The following is a 21,043-nucleotide window of genomic DNA, read 5'->3' on the forward strand; positions in this document are numbered from 1 at the left end:
CTTCAACTCCTTATTGCCCCGTTCCACTTAGCTGTATCCCGAACGTGGTTCCACCATTGCTAACCACGCCCAGAGTTGCACTACGAGCGCCTGTAGCATTCGGCCCGAATGTAACCGTCGCCGTACATCTCCCTCCAACAGGGATTGGCGTCCCCACACATGTCCCTGCGTTCACGCTGAAATCGGCAGGAGTAGCCGATGAACTCGACATCGTAAAGCTCGAGATAGCCAAATCGGCTTCTCCTATGTTCGTAATCGTGAACGATTGCGCAGCCGATGTTTGATACAGTGCTTCCGTTCCGAAATTGATGGATGCGGGGGAAAACGTCGGAACCGGCATCCCCCCTATTCCCAGAATCCCCCATTGAGCAGATTTTCCAGTAACAGAATCGACCACATTCACACTTGTATAAAACCTGCCAGTATTTGCTGGAGTCACCTTGAGGCTCATCTGGCATGGAGTCTGCGAAACGCAATTGCCCGGATCGAAAACATACGTCTCCCCATTAGAGGCCGTAACCGTCGCGGTTACCGGATGTCCATTCGGAGCATTCACCGTCACTATCTGAGCCGTAGTACTCGTTCCGACCGGCACATTACCAACATTGATCGTCGACTGCGAAGCCGTGGGTGCGCTCACACCAGCGCCAGCATTCCCATTCAAAGGGATGCTCTTCGAAATACCCGAAATCAAATCGACCAGCGTAAACTGCTCGTTCTTCGCACCCGTACTCTGGTCTACATCAAACGTGATCTGCAACCTACACGAACCTCCGACCGGAATGCTGTAGCCCTGATATCCAAGCGAACCTCCAATAGCAATTGGACCCCAGATCGGCGTGCTCGCGCACCCGCGCGAAGGCAACAGCTTTATCCCGTAGTTCCCCGTGTTCACTTGGCGTTGAATTAGCAGTGGGGCCGTTCCGGTATTTGCAACAGTGACCAGCCCCGCGTATCCCGGAACAATGCTGGAGAGAAAGTTGCTCTGGGTAAGAGTAAAATCCGCGCCATCACCACCGTCTCCGCCTATGCCATACATCGGCACCGCTCCAAACTCGGTCTCAAGCATAGCCGTGCGTAAACCGGTTCCTTGTGGCGCAAACGTCAACGCGACACCGCACGATCCACCCGGCGGCGTATAGCAATTCTCTATGTAAGAGAACTCACTGGCATTCGGCCCGCTAATACCCGAGATTTGAAATGGAATCGGCGGATCGTAGTAGCTTCCACCATACGAGACCACCGTGCTCGATCCGGTACTCCCAACCGCAACAGCTCCAAAGGCTACTGGGCCATATTGGAAGCTGCTGCCATCCGAGGGAGAAGATGGAACTGAGACCGGCAGCGTATACGGCGTCGAAGACGAGGTGGCATATACCATGACGTCTCCCTTGCTTCCATCCACCGAGATCGTGCAACTCGCCTGCCCTTGTAATACATCCGGGCAATTCCCTGCTTCATAATTGATCGACCGGATCGTCGCCGGAGAGCTGCCGGAGTTCGTCAGTGTCACAGTTTGCGGAATACCGATCTCTCCAATAAAGAGCCCTCCGGCAGGGGACAACACCAGCGGCCCACCTGAAGGTGCCACTCCTGTGCCAGTCAAGGGAACCGTCATCGTACGTCCCGAAGGCTGGCTTATCACCTCTAAAGCTCCTTTGTGTAAACCGACCTGTTGTGGCGAGAAGTAGACGTCGATCCGGCAACTCGCGCCGCCCTGCAACGCAAGGCATCGCTGGTTATTCTCCATCACAAAATCTCCCAGATACACAAGAGGGATGCCGTTCTCATCCAGAATTTGTATCGTGATATTTTGCGCATCCGTTCCACTGTTCGTGATAGTCAGTCCCTGAGGATCAGTGGAGAAGCCAACCACCTCGGAAAACGACATAGATGAAGACGACACCGTAAATCCGGAAGGGCTTGTCGAAGGCGTCGCAGTTCCGCTCAAGGGAACCATTAGGGTTGTGTTCCCCTGCGAAATCTGCAACGCTGCACTCGCAGTGCCTTGAACAATCGGGCGAAATTGCACAGAGAAGGTACCACTCTGCCCCGGTCTGATATTGGCAGAGGGACCGCCGCTTATCACAAACGCTGCGGCATCTGGCCCCGTAATCGATAGGGACGAGGAGGAATAGCTCGAAGCGCTTCCATTATTTTTGATTGTGACAGACTGAGCGGAAGAGGTCGTGCCAACTGCGGTTTCGGGGAACGAGAGATACGTAGGAGACGCATCCAGAATGATCTGGCCTCCCGTTCCCTGTACCCACAATGTCCCGGTTTCGTGCGTGGTCTCATCCGTAATCACAAATGAGGTTGTTCTCAGTCCTAATGCCGAGGGCGTGAACTTAACCCGGATCGCACAGCCGCTTTCTCCTGGTCCGCAGCTTTGGAAGATAGCTGAAAAATCGCCATTTGCATTTCCTCCTGTAGGTGCAGCTGCACTGAAAGTATCTTGCGACAAGTAAATGACGCTTGAACTGGAACCATTCAACTCTACGGTGCCTATATCGAGTGGATTGACGGAAAACTGCAATAATTCAAGATGAGACAGCGCTGTTTGCGTATAGCTTTTCACAGCGACTGCCCCTCGGACCGTATCCTTAGCCTGGAGCGATGCTGATTGCACACCAACCTGTGTCGGAGCAAATTTGACATACGTCTGGCAAGACCCACCAGGCTGTAACGTACTTGCGCAGGGATACTGTGAATCAATGCTGAAGACACTCGTATTCGTCGGAGGAATCAGCGACAGCGTAGGCGTTACCGGTTCCGTTCCATTATTAACAACTATTAACCCGACCTCTGCACTAGCTCCAATCCGCACCGGGTAATACGGGGTTGTAGGTGTGATGCTGATCGCAGGCCCCGCTGGCTGGCCACTTCCCGATAAAGCAATATCTCCATACTGCGTCTGTAGCGTTGCTATACGCGATCCTAGAGCCGTTGGAGTAAATATCACTTTGCACTGCCCTACCACAGAGGTGCAATCCACATTGAAGTCCTGCGGATTCGCTCCCGATAGCGTTCCAACAATTTGTATATTTTGTGGCGAACTCAACGTTACGGTCTGAGGAAGGCTCGGATAACCTCCAATCGGCCACGCCCCAAAATCAAGCGGTCTGCCATCGAACTGAACCCCGCCCGGAGTCCCTTTGGTGACCCCCACCATTTGCTCCACAACATCTGTTCCCGCATGAGCCTCGACAGTCAGAAAATCGGGAATCGGGATGGAGCCAATGTTAATGGTGTAGATCTGAACTGTAATCGTGCAGCTCGCTGCTGGAGCAATCGGAGCTTGAGTGCAGTTGTCGCTCTCAGCCCAACCGCTACTATCTGGAGATCCGGACACGGATAGATAGCCTGGCGTAATCACCAGATTGAACGCCTCACTGCCGGTATTCGTCACCGTAATCGTCTGCGGCGTTCCAATCTCCTCGAACGTCAGGGAGTCCGGCGTAAGCGTAAAGCTAAGCGCACCCGGAGTGGATACCTGACCTTGACCGCTCAGTGCAACGTGAATCAAGGCATTCGGAGCATCGCTCACAATCTGCAGGTCCGCGCTCTTCTGCCCAGCGCTGGCCGGTGAAAACGTCACTGACATCGTGCAAGTCGCTCCCACTGCCAGTGGTGTCGTAGTGCTGCAGGGCAAGCTTACCGTGTTCATCACGCTGAACTCCGTCGCATTCGATCCCGCCAGAATCGGCTCAGAGATCTGAACTGCGGACGTTCCGTTATTGGTTAAAGTCAGGACCGTTGTGTTGCTGGAATTCACATACGTAGCAGGAAAGGAGACAGCCGCAGGCGAAACCGCCAGCCCCGAGGGAAAGGTCGTTGGCAGCGTGAAGCTCGCTGGAGCCGTGGTTAAAACCGGTTGAAAGGGAGCCGAAGACTGTATTAAACCAAAGAGCTGTCCAACACTCTGCGAAGGATTGTTCGCCAACAGAAGCGCCGCGCTCAGAACGTCATTCGGAGCGATACCACCCGCAGGAGCCGTCGCCTGAAAGAGCGTACCGCACGACGAACCATCCCCGGCAATTCCTCCATTGGACTCGATACAGCTCGCAAGAATATCGGCCAACGTATTGATCTGCGCAGTCGGAAGCGTGGCGTCGCTGGGAGCAGTTGCGCCTGGTGTCGTCCCAGTTGCTGTATTGACCAACTGATTCGCCATCTTGAATGACGCCGTAAGTGCGGTGACATCATTGCTGCCGGCCCCAATGGCTGTCGCGCTCTGCATATAAGGCGCCAGCGACCACACCGCTGCCACCGTCGTTACTTCATTGATGGTCACGTTCGTTGTCGGCGTAAGGCTACCGCACGGTCCCAGCGCCACCATCATGCTGATCTGAGGATTAATCATCCCCGTTCCCGGATCTCCTCCGGTCGCCACCATGTATACCAATGCATCGGCGGTAGGACACGTATACGCTCCCGCATAGTCGAACTTGCCCGATGCATCTGTCGTCAGTGGTGTGGCAAAAAGCGGCGTAGCCGCTGATCCATCACCCGTCGTCCCTACGGCATACATCTGAATCGACGCTCCACTCACAGGCGTCGCTCCCCCTTGTACCAGCCCATACTTCACCGCAGGTGGAGGATTTGTGGGAGGCGGATTGCTCGGTGGTGGATTGGAGGGCGGAGGATTACTTGGCGGCGGGTTTGTTGGAGGTGGATTATTCGACGGCGGTTGCGTAGGCGGAGTCTGTGAAGAACTCTGTCCATTCGATCCACTGCACCCGAAACAAGTAGTCAGAACACACACTACCGCAAACAGAGCACACGCTCTCAAAAGCCCATTAGCCCAACGCATCACGAAACCCAACCTTGTGTTTTTTCTGGGAGTCTTGAATTACATACGTTCTACGTCCAGGCAGTTTTAAAAGGCATCAATGCTGCAAAAAAATTCATCTTTATCAACGAATAACTACATATCACAATCAAGATCCTGCCCGAAGATTAAAAATGGCCTTGTCAAGCCCGCCTTTTTCTTACTTTCGGCGTAAACAAAAGAAAGTAAACTAGATATGGACACATTTGAAAACGCGATCGGTGCAGTTTTCACATCTGGAATCCAGTAAAATAAAAAGAAGGATCTGGAGAGACCCAGGGACTCTAGGCATCGCATCTCCCGCAACGCGTCCTCTTACCGCGAATAGAAGTCCGAACCTAACTTACGCGGTATGAATACTTTGGGTCAAAAACATAGGGGGGAGAAGTCACCCCTTCGCAGGAGGCTTCAGCCCCAGCTCTTTCATCACCATCTGAAGGTCCTTCCATGCTTCACCCTTCTGTCGTGGATCACGGAGAAGAAACGCCGGATGGTAGGTCACTGCCAGCTTCGCTCCACGGCAGCCGTGCCATCGCCCACGGAGCCCACTGAGCGACTGTTTAGCCCCAAGTAGGTAGGTCGCCGCCGTTGATCCCAGGGCGACGATCACTTCGGGCTGCACAATATCAACCTGACGTAGCAGAAACTGAGTGCAGGTATTCGCCTCCACTGGCTCTGGAACGCGATTCCCCGGCGGTCTGCACTTCACGATGTTGGCGATATAAACCTGCTCGCGCTTCAGTCCCATCGCGTTAATCATGTTGTTCAAAAGCTGTCCGGCCTTACCGACAAACGGAAGCCCCTGTATGTCTTCGTCGGCCCCTGGCCCTTCCCCCACAAACATCAGGCGAGCATTCGGATCGCCGTCGGCAAACACAATCTTATGCCGCCCGGCATACGCCAGGGGACAACGCGTGCAATCTCCGATGTCCTCTCGAATAGCCTCCAGCGCGGCAGGCTTCTCCGCGGGCGACAGACGCACCTCAGGCAGAGGCGCAAGGTTATCAAAACTTACCAGCTTGGAAATCTCAGGCTCCGAAAACTCTCTTCTAAGAGAAATAGAAGGAGGGGTTGGTTTAGAAACAGTCTCGGCAGCAGGCGGCAGCTCAGTCTTCTGGACTACCGCACGAGATGGCTCCGCCGAAACAACTTCAGCGAGCTGCGGCGCAGCAGAGAAGACCTCTAACTCGTAAACCGGCTCACCCCGGCGATACAAGTCGTATACGCCCAGATCACGAAAATATTCGAGATAAGCGCGTAGCTGCTCTGCTTCTCCTGCCATAGTTCTATGCTATCGCGTGGATGGGCGGAAATTAGTGTAAAGAGGGATCTGTACCTGGACGCTGAGGCAGAACGTATTTGACATAGCCCTGCTTGATCTCGTCCTGCGCGACGCGACACGCCTTGGTAGATTTCGCCACAATCAGCGGAGGCGCACCGGACTGCAACTGACGGGCTCTGCGGGCTGCGCCTTTAACCAGGCTGTACTTGTTGTGCAATGTACTCTCGTTCATGAGAAAGCCTCCCTCGTTGGTCTTGAATGTACCGCAGACCGGGAAAATGTACATCACAAATTAACATTAACGGTGGAAATCTGGCCTTTATCTCCGAATGCCTCAAGAACGGCGCTTAGCTTTGGTGAAGCAGTATCGGTTCTGCATGTCTTCGCCAAGTCGTCGAATTCCTGCTCGCCACGTTCGGAAAGCACAATCGCTCGCAACTCCGCTACAGCATTTTCCAGAACGTCATTGACCAGAGCATACTTGTACTCCCACACCTTGGTCATCTCGCCTTTGGCCGCGGCTAGTCGTTTCTGGATGATCGCCTCGTCGGTGACTTTTTCGGCAGCGCTTCGATTCTTCAACCGCTGCTCCAGAATCTGAGGGCTGGGGGGCAGAATGAAGATGGAAACGGCCTTTGGCATCTTTTTCATCACCTGCAGAGCGCCCTGCACATCGATATCAAGCAGAAGGTCTTTTCCCAGATCCTTGGCATGACGAAGTGCAGAGATTGCAGTGCCATAGTAGTTGCCGAAGACCTCCGCCCACTCCAGGAAGTCGTCGGCTGCAATCATGCGCTCAAACTCTTCCCGAGTCGTGAAGTAGTACTCGCGCCCATTCTCCTCCGAACCTCGAGGAGCCCGTGTCGTGTAAGAGATCGAAAACTCCAGCCCTTCCACCAGGGTTCGAAGCTGGCTGACCAGCGTCGATTTTCCCGATCCGGAAGGCGCTGAGATAATAAACAGAATTCCTGCCATCTGCTCCCTGGTTTCAGTTCGTTGAATACTGTCAGTGTAATCGCAGCTTATTCCAGATTCTGCACCTGTTCGCGCGCCTTTTCGATCTCGGCCTTGATCTCGAGTCCCAACTCCGTCATCCGAAGGCTGTTCTCTCCCGAAGCCGCACTGGTCTTCGAAAGCATCGTATTGGCCTCCCGATTCAACTCCTGGAGAAGAAAATCCGTTCGTTTGCCCAGTTCACCGCCCTGGTCCAGCATCGCAAGAAAGCGATCAACGTGCGTCCGCAAACGGACAATCTCTTCTTCGATATCGCTCTTCTCCGCCAGGACCGCCGCTTCGGAGAGCAACCGCTCTTCACTTACAGACACGCCCTCCGTCAGCTCCGCCAATCGTATTCGCAAGCGATCGAACTGGGCCTGACGCACTCCATTCCGCAGCCCGGCCATCTCCTCGGCAAATCCCTGTAAACGCCCCATGGAGGCACGCAATTCCGAAACCAGAACTGCACCTTCCTGAGCACGGGCTTCGTTCAGCTTCTCCACGAGTGCAGGCAGAGCCGCCATCACCGCCTGGTCGAGTTCAGGAATTCCTTCTACTCCTGGAGAACTCTCTGCGCTCATCACCCCTGGAATCCGAAGCAAGGAGTTCAGATCTGGCTGACTGGGCAAACGATAGAGTTCAGCAGCTTTGCCGAAGGCGCTGACGTAGGCCCCCAGAAGATCTTCGTTCAACTGGATCTGGGCGCTGGCCTTGCGCTCGATCTGTAGAGTGACTTCAATATGACCACGCTTCAGCTTTTCCTTTAGAAATCGACGCATCTGGATCTCTAGCGCATCACAGTAAGAAGGCAGTCGCAGATGCAGATCGAGGAAGCGATGATTTACGCTCTTCATCGCAAGCGAGAAGCTAAGGTTATCGTTCACCACGCTTCGAGCACTTGCAAAACCTGTCATGGAATAGATCAGACTCAAGCAAACCCCTCCAGCTCCGCTACCTGCACCGGCATATCTCCATTGGTTACGATATGACCTTCTTCTCCAAATTGCATGTCATAGAGACGGCGATAGGTCCCCGACCGCCGGATGAGTTCATCATGGGTGCCGGTTTCGGTAATTCTTCCGTTCTCAAGAACAGCAATTTTATTCGCTCGACGAACAGTAGAGAGCCGATGAGCGATCACGAATACTGTCCTGCCCTGCATAAGGTTCGCCAACGCAGCCTGCACGAACTGCTCGCTCTCCGTATCCAGCGCGCTGGTCGCCTCATCGAGAATCAGAATAGGAGCATTCTTCAAAATGGCGCGTGCAATCGCGAGCCTTTGTCGCTCTCCTCCGCTCAGCCGCAGCCCCTTTTCTCCAATCCTGGTGTTGTAGCCTTCAGGCATCCTTATGATGAAGTCGTGCGCCAGCGCCATTCGCGCCGCCTCCTCCACCTTGCTCAGCGGAACGTCAGGCTGCCCGTAGGCGATGTTGTTTCGGACGGTATCGTTGAAGAGTACTGTCTCCTGCGTGACCTTCCCAATCTGCTGACGCAACGATGCAATCGTTACATCGCGAAGGTCGTGATCATCGATCGTAATTCTGCCTTCATTCACATCGAAGAAGCGAGGAATGAGATTCACCAGGGATGATTTTCCTGCTCCGCTCGGACCTACGAAAGCGATCACCTCACCGGGCCTCACCGCGAGATCGATGTCGTGTAGTACCTGGGCGGTCTCTCCGGCCTCATCGACATAACCGAAGCCGACATGCTCGAACTTGATCTCCTGGTGAAAGCCCTTCAGAACATAGGCACGCTTCTTTTCGCGAACATCGTCCTGGGCGTCCATAAATTTGAAGATGTCTTCGCTTGCACCCAGGGCCTGCTGGAAGCTGTTATAGAAGAGAGCGAACTTTCTGACCGGATCGTAGAGCGTAAACACCGCAACCAGGAACGCGATGAACGATCCTGCTGTCATCTCGTGATGGAGAATTCTGCCTCTGCCCAATAGAAGCAACAGGGCGATTCCGATAGAACCAATAGCATCCATCAAGGGCGAGCTGATTGCCTGCACGCTGACCGACTTCAGGTTGGCGCGGAAGAGCCTGCGCGCGGCCCTGCGGAAGCGGTTCATCTCCCACAGCTCCATGCCGAACGCCTTCACGATGCGGTTTCCGGTGATCGTCTCGTGCAGAATATTCTGAATCTCGGCCAGCTTGTCCTGACCTTTTCTTGTTGTCTGGCGAACTCTTTTTCCAATTCGCCGTGCCGACGAGATCACGACAGGAACAAACAGAAGCAGGACCCACGCCAGCTTTCCACCGACGACGACGACGACCCCCGCGGTAAATAGCAAGGTAAAAAACTGCTGCATGAAATCGCCGAGCACGCTCGACATCGCATACTGCACACGCTCAATATCATTGATCAGCGTGGAGAGAAGCGTCCCTGTCGTATGTTTCTGGAAAAACGCCACAGAACGCCGTAGCACCGCATCGTAGAGATCGTTCCGCAAGTCGGTGATCATGCCAAAGCCGGCATAGTTCACCAAATAGGTCCCAAAATAATCGCAGACTGACTTCAAAATAGCGGACACGATGAGGGCGTAGGCAATCACCGTCCACGCATTATGAAAGTGACTGGGAACCAGGAAGTGAAGATCCAACTCGCGACCGATATACGGCAACTGAAATTTCAACACGTTTTGTGTCGGCGCGTCCGGGCTCAGCACATTGTCGAAGATTGGCTTGACCAGCAGAATGCGCAAAGCAGCCATCGCCCCTACGGTTGCCATCAGGATGACAGAGCTCACCACGTGCAAGGCATAAGGCCGTACATAGAGAAGCAATCTCCAGATACGTCTCAAATCGCCACTCTCCTGGAAATCTTCATCCTGGGCATCTCTCTATTGTATTTGGCGAATGCGGCTAACGCGGCATATCCCGATGCTGGGTCTTCACCCGGTATCCCGCAGCCGAGAGCCTCTTCTTCATCTCTTCCGCAATAAAGACGGAACGGTGCTGGCCGCCTGTACATCCAAAGGCAATCGTGAGATAGCTTTTGCCTTCCTTGATGTAGTGCGGAAGAAGAAACTTCAGCATCTCCGTCGCTCTCTCTAGAAACTCTGCCGTTTGCGGAAAGTCGCGGACATACTTCGCGACCTGGGGATGCTTTCCCGTCAGCTTGCGAAACTCTGGCACGAAATGAGGATTCGGTAGAAATCGCACGTCGAAGACCAAGTCCGCCTCTGAAGGAACGCCGTTTTTAAACCCGAAGCTGTTCGAGGAGATCGTCAGGTTGCGATCGTTTGCTTCTCGCTCAAACTGTGCACCGATATGCGCCCGCAGATCATGCACCGTAAACTTCGTCGTATCCAGAACGATATCGGCCACATTCCGGATCGGATCGAGCCGCTTCCGTTCCGCTCGAATCGATTGGACAACGGTATCGCTACGCCCCATCGGATGCGGCCGACGGGTCTCAGAAAACCGCCGAATCAGGGCGTCGTCGCTGGCTTCAAGGTAGAGGACACGAGTCGGCAGAACTCGTCGAACTTTTTTGAGGATCGTTGGGAACTCATCCAGCTTCATCCCTTCCCGAACATCGACCACCAGGGCAGCGCGTTCAATCTCAGCAGATTGCCGCACCAGGTCTGCAAAGCGCGGCACTAACTCAAGAGGAAGGTTATCAACCGAATAAAAACCAAGATCTTCAAATGTTTTTAAAGCAGAAAGTTTCCCGGAACCAGAAAGTCCTGTCAGGATGACCAGTTCCTTGCTGCCCGCCCTGGATGTCTTTTGCGTTTTCTTCCCGCGCATGACTGGAATCCTAGCACCAGTCATGCAATTCGGGAGAACCCTTTAGAGACAAGCGAGAGCAATCGAGGGACAGAGGGTACACTAGCTGATCTCGAAGACATTCTCAGACTTCGAGGCAGCCTCTTTCGCCTTATCAGCCACCCGCCGAGCCACATCGTAAAACTCCTTGGCCAGCTTCGACTCCGGCCCTGCCAGAGCAACCGGTAAACCACGATCTCCACCCTCACGGATCGAAGGATTCAGGTCCAGCCCTCCCAGAAAATCCAACCCGAACTGCGCAGCGGTGCGTTCCGTTCCACCCGCACCGAAGACGTCGATCACCTCGCCGTTTGGCAGTGTCATCTGAGACATATTCTCGACAAGGCCCAGAACATCCACCTTCACCTGGTGAAACATCTCCAGCGCCTTACGAGCATCCTCCAGCGCCACGCTGGAACCCGTCGAAACCACGACTGCGCCCGTCAAAGGGACCGTCTGAACCAGCGAAATAACTACGTCGCCAGTTCCCGGAGGCAGGTCAATAATCAAAAAGTCCAGTTCCCCCCACTCCACCTGCTGCAGAAACTGACGGATGATCTGGTGCAGCATCGGTCCACGCATCACCAGCGGCTTGTCGCCGGGCGAGATCAGTCCGATTGAAATGAACTTCACCCCGTGCGCCAGAATCGGCTCGATGCGGTTCTCTTCGACAACGTTCGGCTGTCGCGTGGCTCCCATCATGGTCGGCACGTTCGGACCGTAGATATCCGCATCGATCAGCCCAACCTTGTATCCCAGCTTTGCCAGAGCAACCGAGAGATTGACTGCCACCGTAGTCTTCCCTACGCCGCCCTTGCCGCTACCGACCGCTACGACATGCGCTACTCCCGGTAGAGGCTGTGGCCCCTGCGGAACTCCTGCTCCCATATGTCCCATATTGTTTCTCCTAATTTCTCTCTAGACGTGCCAGTCATCGCCGAGTGCGGCACGTATCTCTTTCTTGCGCTGTGTCTCGCCGGCACGCATCTCGCGACGACGACCTGCATCCTCATACCGACGTTTCTGATGTTCCGTCTCCGGAATTACCTGCGGAACAACCAGTCTGCTACCGTCCTTATCGACCGCCACATACGTCAGATACGCCGAAGAGACATGTCGAAGATGGTTTTGGCGAACATCCTCCACCATCGCCTTTACACCTACTTCCATTGAAGTACGATAGGCCCGATTGACGCTTGCCTTCAGGATGAGCAGGTCTCCCACTCGAACCGGCGCGACAAAATCCAGATGATCCATGCTCGCCGTTACCGTGATCGCGCGAGCATGACGACTTGCAGCCATTGCGCCAACCAGGTCGATATATTGCATCAATCTGCCGCCAAATAAGTTGCCCAATGCATTCGCATCCGACGGAAAGATAATCTCGCTGCGTTCAGACTGCGATTCGCTCACCGTTCTTGTCACGACGACTTCGCTCATTCTCCCAGTGTAAATCGTTGAGCGACTTGCAAGTTTCCGCCCCTCGTCGCACCATCAAAGCCATGGACAGAATTGCCCTCCTTACCCAGGTGCTTGAACAAAATCCCACCGATGCCTTCGCCAGGTATGGTCTTGCCATGGCTCATCTCTCCGATGGCAACGTCGATGCAGCCCTTACTGAATTCACGTCTCTGATTGCACATAATCCTGATTATGTTCCGGGATACCAGATGTCAGCCCAGACATTAGCCAAACAAGGCCGTACGGAAGAGGCTCTTGAACGGCTTAACAGTGGCATCGCTGCTGCCAACCGTACTGGAAATCAACATGCCTTGGCTGAAATGGAGGCGCTTCAAGAAGACTTGAGCCGCTGACCTCATATTTGAAGGAGTAACAATGCCAGTTACCGTAACGTGGGAACAGATTGCTCTCAGGATCTTGCTCGCGACTGTAGCCAGTTTTCTAATCGGTTACAACCGTGATGAACGAGGCAAAAGTCTTGGCATTCGTACCACCATGCTCGTCTGCCTGGCTGCGACCTTAGCGATGGTGCAGGCCAACCTGCTGATGAGCACCACCGGCAGGGCTTCCACCTCCTTCATCACGCTTGATTTAATGCGCCTGCCTCTGGGCATCCTGTCTGGCATAGGGTTTATCGGAGCAGGCGCCATTCTCCGCAGAGAAGATGGCCTCGTCCGCGGCGTTACAACAGCAGCTACGATGTGGTACGTCACAGTGCTGGGTCTGCTGTTCGGAGGAGGTCAGTTGACGCTGGCCCTCGTTGGCACAGCACTTGCCTTCTTTATCCTTTGGACCCTGAAATGGGTGGAAATGCACATGCCCACTCACCGCACAGGCTCACTCTCCATGCAATTTGACGAGCCGCAGGCCGACGACACAAAGTCTTTCCCAACAGAAGAAGAACTACGACAACGACTTCAGGCCGCCGGCTATTCCATTGAAGAATGGACTGTCCGCTACCACGACTCCGCGCTTTCCACGCTCGAATGCAACCTGCAATGGCCCCAGGTGGGGCACGAGCATCCCAGAACCCCGGAACTGATGCGGGAGTTGGCTGCACTTCCCTGCGTCTCTTTGCTTTGCTGGCGTGGCTGAATGCCCATGAACCCCCGGGCGAGTAACGAACATCTATACTTTCACCATGGCGAACTCTCTTCCCGCAACACTTGGCGCTCTCCGCAACAGCGAATACACCCCCGAGCGGCTGGCCCGCAGCGTGAAGGATGAGCTTCGCGAAAATCTCATCTCTCGCCTTCGCACCAAAAAAAACATTTTCTCCGGCATCGTCGGTTATGAGGACACAGTTGTTCCGCAGATCGTGAATGCTATCCTCTCGCGACACAACTTCATTTTGCTCGGTCTGCGCGGTCAGGCCAAGTCGCGCATCCTGCGATCACTCACATCGCTGCTTGATCCGCATACCCCTTATGTTGCAGGCTCCGAGATTCGCGACAATCCATACGCACCAATCAGCAAGTACTCCCGCGACCTGATCTCCAAGCTTGGTGATGACACCCCCATCGCATGGCTTACTCCCGAAGACCGCTTCGTCGAAAAGCTCGCCACGCCAGATGTCACCGTAGCCGATCTCGTCGGCGATATTGATCCCATCAAGGCCGCGCGCTCCAATCAGGACCTTGGCAGCGAGCTAACCATGCATTACGGCCTCCTGCCACGCGCCAATCGCGGCATCTTTGCCATCAACGAAGTTCCCGACCTCGCAGGAAAGATTCAGGTCGCCCTCTTCAACATCATGCAGGAAGGCGATGTGCAGATTAAGGGCTACCCTGTACGCCTTCCTCTCGATGTCGCCATCGTCTTCAGTGCGAACCCCGAGGACTACACCGCTCGCGGCAAGATCGTTACCCCGCTCAAGGATCGCATCGGCTCAGAGATCCGCACCCATTATCCCGAGGACATCGAAGAGGGCATCCGGATCACTGAACAGGAGGCATGGTCGAACCGTCCAGCCGCGAAGATCGAGATCCCGCATTACATCCGCCAGATCATCGAGCAGATCGCCTTTACGGCTCGTGAAGATAAGAAAGTCGACAAGCGTAGCGGAGTCTCTCAACGTCTCCCTATCACAACGATGGAGCTTGTACTTTCGAATGCAGAGCGACGCGCTCTGATCCACAGCGAAGAGCGAGTTGTTCCGCGTGTTGGCGATATCTATGCTGCGCTTCCTGGTATCACAGGCAAGATCGAGCTCGAATACGAAGGCGAGATGCGCGGTGCTGATACTGTCGTCCGCGAGATTATTCGCGTCGCCGTCGCTCACGTCTTCGATAAATACTTCGCCGGAACCGATACCCAGCAGATCGAACAATGGTTCAATCTTGGTGGAACCGTACAGCTCAACGATGCCCAGCCAACCGCGACCTCATTGATTGAGCTGCAACAGATCCAGGGGCTCTTCGAAAAGCTCTCACCCCTCCATGTTAATGGCAAAACCGCGCCTGAAGTTGCTGTAAGCGCAGCCGAGTTCCTGCTAGAAGGCATGACCGCCCACAAACGCATTAGCCGAGCCGAGGAGCGCATCTTCTCCGCCGCCGAGAAGAAGCAGCGCGTCGACCAGGCCTCGAAGTACGCCGAGCGGATGCGCGAGCGCGAGCAGGAAGAGTACAACGCCAGAAACCGCACGCGGAGAGGATTCAACTAGGCCAACGCCAGAATTGCTCTCCCTACCACTCCCGTCATCTGGTCCTGCGTCGTCACAACGTTTGCCTGCACTATTTCCGGCAGCAACCGCAGTGAATTTGCAAACTGCCACGCCAATTCCCGCGCCTTACATATATTCCAGAACGCCAAAAGCCTTCCCACCTTGCCCGTATCCTGTGCCAGCACACCCAACTTGTCCGTTGCCAGCATCTCCAACTCCTCCGGCATCAACTTCCGCAACAGATCATTGACCGCCTCATAGTCTGCATACTGGGAGCTTCCAATCACAGGTACCACGCCGCGCTGCCGATCTGTCTCCAGCAGCGCATACGCCAGATCATGATTAATGTGCGCATTCATTCCTGCCAGCGCAAACTGGATTCGATCGATCCCTGTTCTGCGCCTCGACTCCATCACGGTCTGCCACGAGCTCGGCACTCCATCTTCTCCATTCAGAGAACCTGCGACCGCGCGAAAGTAGAAGTTTGCAAACACCACATCCAGCGTCAATAGCCAGCCTGCATCCTTCCATCCACCAGCAGGAGGCCGTGTATCTACCTCTTGCGTCACTCTCAAATAAAGCTGGTTGAACCACTTCAGTCCATCCTCATTCTCCAGGACAGCATCAATCTTCTCCATCAGAGCGATCACATCCTCCACTGTCGTCGGGACAACTCCACTCACAACCCCATACAACGCCTGGTCCTCTACAGCCACCGCCATATATAAACCTCCCACTCATTTGCAATCACGTTTTTTGATAGCGTCCAAAACAGAAACCAGCATACAGAGGTCACGAACAGAGCCAAAGCCTCATTGGGGCAGGTCCGCAGGGAGCAGAGCCAAAGAGCCTGCAATTTGTCCCGCATTTAAAAAATCAATCTGAATACCGGCATTCATGTTTGTTATATAAATAGTTACATCAATAAATATTGATTATTATCATGAAAGAGGATTCCTCTTTCATGGCGAATCTCACACAGCAGGTCTTCAACGCAACCGCTTCCACCTACGATGCCGATCGTTCTCGTCTGATTCCCGGTTGCGACCGTTTCTACGGTTGGGCCATCGATCTGATCCCTGTAAATGCGAAGAACATTCTCGAACTTGGAGCTGGCTCGGGACTCTACACTCAGCTCATTCGCGATCGATTCCCCAAAGCAAACATCCATCTCATGGACTTCTCCGGCTCCATGCTGGCTCTTGCGCAAAATCGTCTGGGAAATGATCCGCTGATTACTTACTCGCAGGCGGATTACCTCACGGAGCCTTTTCCCCACCAGCTCTGCGCCGTCGTCTCCTCCCTTTCGATTCATCATCTTGAAGATGATGGAAAGCGCGCCATCTTTCGCAAAGCCTATAGTGCGTTGCTTCCAAATGGAGTCTTTATTAATGCAGAACAGGTCGCAGGTCCCACTCCGGAATTGGAGACACGCTATAAGGACCTCTGGCTCGAACAGGTTCGCGCTGCGGGAGCGACTGAACAGCAGATCATCGATTCCCTCTATCGTCAGCAGGAAGATCGTTGCGCCACAGTAGAAAACCAGCTTCTCTGGATGCGGGAGGCGGGATTTGCCGACGCCGATTGCTGGTACAAAGAAAACCGCTTTGCCGTCTTTTCCGGCACACGTCCCTGAGCGATGAATCGCATCTTCCATCGAAACCGTCTAATCTGAAAGCAGCTCAGGGGATTCGATCTTATGAAGCGCGTTCGGTATACCAAATTCACCGGAGATCTCTCGTCCAGCTTCGATCTTGAAGACCTGATGCAGGCCCTCTCCGATTTTCTGCTCGACTCCGGCTTCAACGACCCCTACTCCAACTTCAGCGAGTTCAACGACCAAACGCTGGAGAATTTGCGTGAGGCCATTCGTCAGGCCCTTGAATCCGGTGAACTCTTCGACGAAGAAGCACAGGAAAAGTTCGAATCGCTCAGCGGAGATCAGATCGAAGAGTTAATCGACAAGATTATCCAGAAGATGCAGGAGCAAAACCTTATCAATGCCGAGATGCCTCAGCAGGGTCAGGGTGAGTTCGGACAAGCCAACGAGAATGCCCGTTTCGAGGTCACCGATAAGGGCATGGACTTTCTTGGCTACAAGGCCCTTCGCGATCTTCTTGGCCCTCTCGGAAAATCCAATCTAGGCCGTCACGATACCCGCCACGAAGCTTCCGGGGTAGAGATCAACGGTTCTTCCAAACTTTACGAATTCGGGGACTCGCTCAATCTCGACATCACTGCAACCTTTTCGAGCGTCTTTTCACGTGAAGGGATCCGCACCGCAGTCGAAGGAGAAGAACACACTCCACTCAACATTGAGTACTCCGATCTGCACGTTCATCAGTCGGACTATCAATCCTCCTGCGCAACCGTTGTCTTGCTCGACTGCTCGCATTCCATGATTCTCTACGGCGAAGACCGCTTCACCCCGGCTAAGCGCGTGGCGATGGCGCTCTCTCACCTCATTCGTACCCAATTCCCCGGCGACACTTTAAATCTTGTTCTTTTCCATGACACCGCCGAAGAGATTCCCGTTTCCCAGCTCTCGCGCGTCAAGGTTGGCCCGCACTACACCAATACCAAGGACGGCCTGCGTCTGGCGCAGCGTATTCTCGCTCGACAGAACAAAGATATGAAGCAGATCGTGATGATTACCGATGGCAAGCCCTCGGCTCTTACGCTGGCCGACGGACGAATCTATAAGAACGCCTTCGGACTCGATCCGCTGGTCATCGAAGAAACTCTGGAAGAAGTTTCGCGCTGTAAACGCTCCGGCATCATGATTAATACCTTCATGCTGGCCAACGACTTTACCTTGATGCAGTTCGTTCAACAGGTAAGCTCCATGTGCCGCGGCAAGGCCTACTTCACCACCCCTCAGACTCTCGGCAACTACCTGCTCATGGATTTCATGTCCCGCCGCATGAAGACGGTGCACTAGAGGGGTGATGTCCGCTTTGCGTCCATGAAAACAGAGCACTAGAAGGATAATTTCCGTCCGTCATTCTGAGCCATCAGCGAGGGTCCCTGTATTCTTCCCGAAGCGCCAATGCTCTCAACAATAGAGCAATATTTCACAAAAGAGCTGGAACCCTTCTTCTATCCTTTCCGTATATTTCTGCGTCATACATGCCAGCGCATCGGCTTCGTATGCGTAAAAGGAGTTCCATGACACCCCAGGAACAACAGATGCTTCAAGGTCTGATCCAACGCGTCAACCAGACCCAGCTTCAGGAAAAAGACTTTGACGCTGAAGAGATGTTGCAACAGACGCTTGGGAAAAATCCCGATGCTCTTTACATCCTCGCTCAAACCGTACTCGTGCAGCAGTATGCACTCGATCAGGCACAGAGCCAGCTTGATCAGCTTCGCCAGCAGCAGCCTCAGCGCTCGAGTAGTTTTCTCGGTAACCTTCTAGGGCGCAATGAAGAGCCTGCCCGTCCCGCTCCTCCGCCACCACCTCCACCGCCGCAATATGCTCAGCCACAGTACGTCCCTGCCCCCGGCTACGCTGTAGGTTATGGAGCGCCACAATCTGGCGGATTTCTCCGCGGAGCCATGCAGACTGCAGCTGGAGTAGCTGCAGGCGCTCTCGCCTTCGAGAGTATTGAGGGCTTGATGCACGGCTTCGGACACGCCGCAGGTTATGGACCAGGTTTCGGTAGCTTCGGCGATTCCGATCGCCCCGAGATCATCAACAACTACTACGGAGACGGTAACGAACGCGATCACGAAAACCATCTCTCGCCGGATATTGAAGACCGCAGAGGCGAGTCCGCATTTTCACACGCAGTCGACTCCAATGATCATGGAAATAATTTCATGGACAGCGGTGACGACAACTCCGGCAGCTACGACGATGACACATCGTCCTTCGACGACAGCTCCGATTTTAGTGACGATGGTGGCGGCTTCGATTCGGGCGGCGACGACAACAGCTTCTAATCGCTATCTGGCGACTTATCCTTGTGCTTCAGATCGAGGCCAAACTTAGGTGCTCCGCGGGAGCCGCTGATCTTGATCGGGATCTCCGCTCCTGCACCATGCTTCTTGAAAAACGGATCGACAGGCTTCAGCAGCCACGACTTCCACCATGTCGCCACCATGTTCGATAGTGCGGCTTTTGTCCTTACATTCCCACTAAAGTCCAAATCGCTGCCATTTAACGAATACACCCCTGCCAGATTCACATCTGCTCCAGGCAAGCTATAGGACAATTCGTGGAAACGTAAACTTCCATTTCCCATAACGAACTGTCCGTTCATCAGCGAGCTTACGTCTTCCGCCCCCGGCTTTGCCTCTTTTGGTTGGCCGCGTGCACGCAGACTCAGCATATCCACCTTGTCCTGCCACTCCGGATTTGTAAAGTGAATCGCACGTAATTGAAATGCTCCGCGAAGTCCCATCCTTTCGATCACCCGTTCATCGCCAGGTCGAATATGCAGCTTTGTCTTCATTGACAGTCTTCCAGACATCAGAACCGGATGTTGTTTCACCGCCAGCTCTAGAAAATCCTGAATCCTGCCATTCGGGACATTCGCATCGATATCGATGATGTGTCCCTTCCCTTTCACATTGATGATCGCGCCTGTACAAGTGAAATTCGACTCCCCCAACCTCGCGTTCACCGGCTGTAGGTAGGTGTCTCCGCTTGTCCCATCCACGATCGCATGAAATTTTGTGTGCAGTAGTACAGGATGATTTGCAGTATCGAGGGAAAAATCAGGAGTCTCCGTGGTCCCGTCCACCACAATGCGGTTCAATTGACCATTGAACTCTCCAACAGAAGAAAGGATGCCTCCAATTCCCTTGATCGTGCCGAGATCAGCATGGTCGAACGTATATTTTCCGGTTACGCTCGAATCCCCCGGACTCTCATTCACCCACGGTCCAAACGTCCCCACTGCATGAATATCTCCCGTTGGGATTGCATTCACAAGTGTCGCATCATATCGCCAGGGATCATTTGGCCCGACGTTATGCATCACGATATGCTGCAGATCGAATTCTTTGGGGTCCTTATCCGGTTTTGCTGTCTGAATAATTAACTTCGACCCATCACAATCAATTTCGTCCACAATAATTTTGATCTTTCCCAGGTGACGATCCTTTTTAGAAGCCTGCTGCCTCATCTCCTTAGGGGGAATGCTAATCGTCATCCCTTGGACCTGAACCGTTCCAATACGCATTGGCTTCAAAAATAGCCCCGTTACGTTTGCACGAAAGGCAAAATGCTTTAGAGCAATCAGGGGGGCACTTGCACCCGCTGCCACGACATCATCGGGTGGATAGATACGAAGCCCATCTCCGGAAACCTCTAGGCCTTTTAATACGGAGACATGAAACCCCTCCATTTCCACCCGGCTATCGAAACGTGTGCTGAGAGTCTCAACAATCCTTCCTCGTAGAATCGGCTCTGCTCGATACATCATCCATTCCACAGTGGCAGCCACAGCAATAATCAAAAGCAGTGCAGAAATTGCAATCCATCCCCAAAACCCTCGTTTTTTAGGGGGACGAGAAGCAGGTAGATTCAAATCTGTATCTCTCTTAAGATCGTTCACCATCAGTTGGATGCACACTTTCTTGGGTGCGTTCCGCGTTTCTTCAACGACAAAAACCGCGACAAATTCTCTGCAAAAAACTGTTACCCTTCTTCACGCTTCGTATCTAACGGGGCAGATGGGAAGCAGCTTGCCCATCCAATTCAAGGAGAATCTATGAAGAATTCTTTTAAAGCAATGATGTTGAGCGCAGCTGTGACTGGACTGCTTAGTGGTTCCGCCACTCCCATTCATGCTTCCAGCCTCCACAATGGCGCGCAGCTCGGGCAAGCCGCGCTCGCATCCTCCTCCATGATGGCGCAGGATACAGACAAGCACTCCTGTAAAGGCAAAAACGACTGTAAGGGCAAAGGCGGTTGCAAAACCAGCGATAACGGTTGCAAAGGCAAGAACAGCTGCAAAGGTAAAGGCGGCTGCGCTACCGACGGTTCCAAGAAGTAGCAAACGAACTAATCGCTGTATCGCCGCGAA

General features: G+C 53.8%; 18 protein-coding genes. 7 read left to right on the plus strand and 11 right to left on the minus strand.

The annotated features are described in order from the left end of the window. Positions 1-10 precede the first annotated feature (10 nt). The 9 genes from H7846_RS13955 to H7846_RS13995 form a co-directional block, all read right to left on the minus strand. Entirely contained in the window at positions 11-4,552 is a 4,542-nt protein-coding gene (locus tag H7846_RS13955; protein ID WP_186692870.1) for a choice-of-anchor D domain-containing protein, read from the minus strand. Positions 4,553-5,219: 667 nt separating this feature from the next. Further along, complete coding sequence (locus tag H7846_RS13960; RefSeq protein ID WP_186692872.1) at positions 5,220-6,113, minus strand: uracil-DNA glycosylase; 894 nt, start codon at positions 6,111-6,113, stop codon at positions 5,220-5,222. Between the two features lie 31 nt (positions 6,114-6,144). Beyond that, positions 6,145-6,345 (minus strand): DNA-directed RNA polymerase subunit omega, encoded by a 201-nt coding sequence (gene rpoZ / locus H7846_RS13965; protein ID WP_186692873.1) that lies wholly within the window; start codon positions 6,343-6,345, stop codon positions 6,145-6,147. 53 nt (positions 6,346-6,398) lie between these two features. After that, positions 6,399-7,088, minus strand: a complete 690-nt coding sequence (gmk, locus tag H7846_RS13970) for a guanylate kinase (protein WP_186692875.1) — start codon at positions 7,086-7,088, stop codon at positions 6,399-6,401. A gap of 47 nt (positions 7,089-7,135) precedes the next feature. Continuing rightward, the gene (locus H7846_RS13975) at positions 7,136-8,041 is read right to left on the minus strand and encodes a YicC/YloC family endoribonuclease (protein ID WP_186692877.1); all 906 of its coding nucleotides are present in this window, start codon (positions 8,039-8,041) and stop codon (positions 7,136-7,138) included. Beyond that, positions 8,038-9,915 (minus strand): ABC transporter ATP-binding protein, encoded by a 1,878-nt coding sequence (locus tag H7846_RS13980; protein ID WP_186692879.1) that lies wholly within the window; start codon positions 9,913-9,915, stop codon positions 8,038-8,040. Before H7846_RS13980 ends, H7846_RS13975 begins: the two co-directional genes overlap by 4 nt. A 61-nt stretch (positions 9,916-9,976) precedes the next feature. After that, positions 9,977-10,867 (minus strand): RNase adapter RapZ, encoded by an 891-nt coding sequence (rapZ, locus tag H7846_RS13985; RefSeq protein ID WP_186692881.1) that lies wholly within the window; start codon positions 10,865-10,867, stop codon positions 9,977-9,979. An 81-nt stretch (positions 10,868-10,948) separates the two neighbouring features. Continuing rightward, positions 10,949-11,782, minus strand: coding sequence for an Mrp/NBP35 family ATP-binding protein (locus H7846_RS13990; protein WP_186692883.1), 834 nt, complete (start codon positions 11,780-11,782; stop codon positions 10,949-10,951). A 21-nt stretch (positions 11,783-11,803) separates the two neighbouring features. Beyond that, entirely contained in the window at positions 11,804-12,325 is a 522-nt protein-coding gene (locus H7846_RS13995) for an acyl-CoA thioesterase (protein WP_186692884.1), read from the minus strand. 26 nt (positions 12,326-12,351) lie between these two features. Here H7846_RS13995 and H7846_RS14000 point away from each other — a divergent pair, with 26 nt between their 5' ends. From H7846_RS14000 to H7846_RS14010, 3 genes are read left to right on the plus strand one after another with little or no spacing between them, the layout of a single operon-like run. After that, positions 12,352-12,699 carry a tetratricopeptide repeat protein gene (locus H7846_RS14000; RefSeq protein ID WP_370561277.1) on the plus strand — a complete coding sequence of 116 codons (348 nt, stop codon included), beginning with the start codon at positions 12,352-12,354 and terminating at the stop codon, positions 12,697-12,699. 22 nt (positions 12,700-12,721) lie between these two features. Beyond that, positions 12,722-13,441, plus strand: a complete 720-nt coding sequence (locus H7846_RS14005; RefSeq protein WP_186692886.1) for an MgtC/SapB family protein — start codon at positions 12,722-12,724, stop codon at positions 13,439-13,441. 46 nt (positions 13,442-13,487) lie between these two features. After that, on the plus strand, positions 13,488-15,008 hold the full coding sequence (locus H7846_RS14010; protein ID WP_186692888.1) for a sigma 54-interacting transcriptional regulator: 1,521 nt from the start codon (positions 13,488-13,490) through the stop codon (positions 15,006-15,008). Here H7846_RS14010 and H7846_RS14015 read toward each other — a convergent pair. Next, positions 15,005-15,730 (minus strand): DUF5995 family protein, encoded by a 726-nt coding sequence (locus H7846_RS14015; protein WP_186692890.1) that lies wholly within the window; start codon positions 15,728-15,730, stop codon positions 15,005-15,007. The two genes, H7846_RS14010 and H7846_RS14015, sit on opposite strands and share 4 nt — an antisense overlap. 242 nt (positions 15,731-15,972) lie before the next feature. On the opposite strand from H7846_RS14015, the gene H7846_RS14020 reads away from it, so the two are divergent. From H7846_RS14020 to H7846_RS14030, 3 genes are all read left to right on the plus strand, one after another. Beyond that, the gene (locus H7846_RS14020) at positions 15,973-16,644 is read left to right on the plus strand and encodes a class I SAM-dependent methyltransferase (protein ID WP_186692892.1); all 672 of its coding nucleotides are present in this window, start codon (positions 15,973-15,975) and stop codon (positions 16,642-16,644) included. Between the two features lie 63 nt (positions 16,645-16,707). Beyond that, positions 16,708-17,949 (plus strand): vWA domain-containing protein, encoded by a 1,242-nt coding sequence (locus H7846_RS14025; RefSeq protein WP_186692894.1) that lies wholly within the window; start codon positions 16,708-16,710, stop codon positions 17,947-17,949. Between the two features lie 227 nt (positions 17,950-18,176). Next, positions 18,177-18,953 (plus strand): DUF2076 domain-containing protein, encoded by a 777-nt coding sequence (locus tag H7846_RS14030; protein WP_186692896.1) that lies wholly within the window; start codon positions 18,177-18,179, stop codon positions 18,951-18,953. Here H7846_RS14030 and H7846_RS14035 read toward each other — a convergent pair. Next, the gene (locus H7846_RS14035) at positions 18,950-20,440 is read right to left on the minus strand and encodes a hypothetical protein (protein ID WP_222597513.1); all 1,491 of its coding nucleotides are present in this window, start codon (positions 20,438-20,440) and stop codon (positions 18,950-18,952) included. The two genes, H7846_RS14030 and H7846_RS14035, sit on opposite strands and share 4 nt — an antisense overlap. Before the next feature lie 288 nt (positions 20,441-20,728). Between H7846_RS14035 and H7846_RS14040 the strand changes: the two genes are divergently transcribed. Continuing rightward, positions 20,729-21,013: a hypothetical protein gene (locus H7846_RS14040; protein ID WP_186692900.1), complete on the plus strand. Its 285-nt coding sequence runs from the start codon at positions 20,729-20,731 to the stop codon at positions 21,011-21,013. The last annotated feature ends 30 nt before the right edge of the window (positions 21,014-21,043 follow it).

It is taken from the genome of Edaphobacter sp. 4G125 (assembly GCF_014274685.1).
In the GTDB taxonomy this organism is placed as follows: Bacteria; Acidobacteriota; Terriglobia; order Terriglobales; family Acidobacteriaceae; genus Edaphobacter.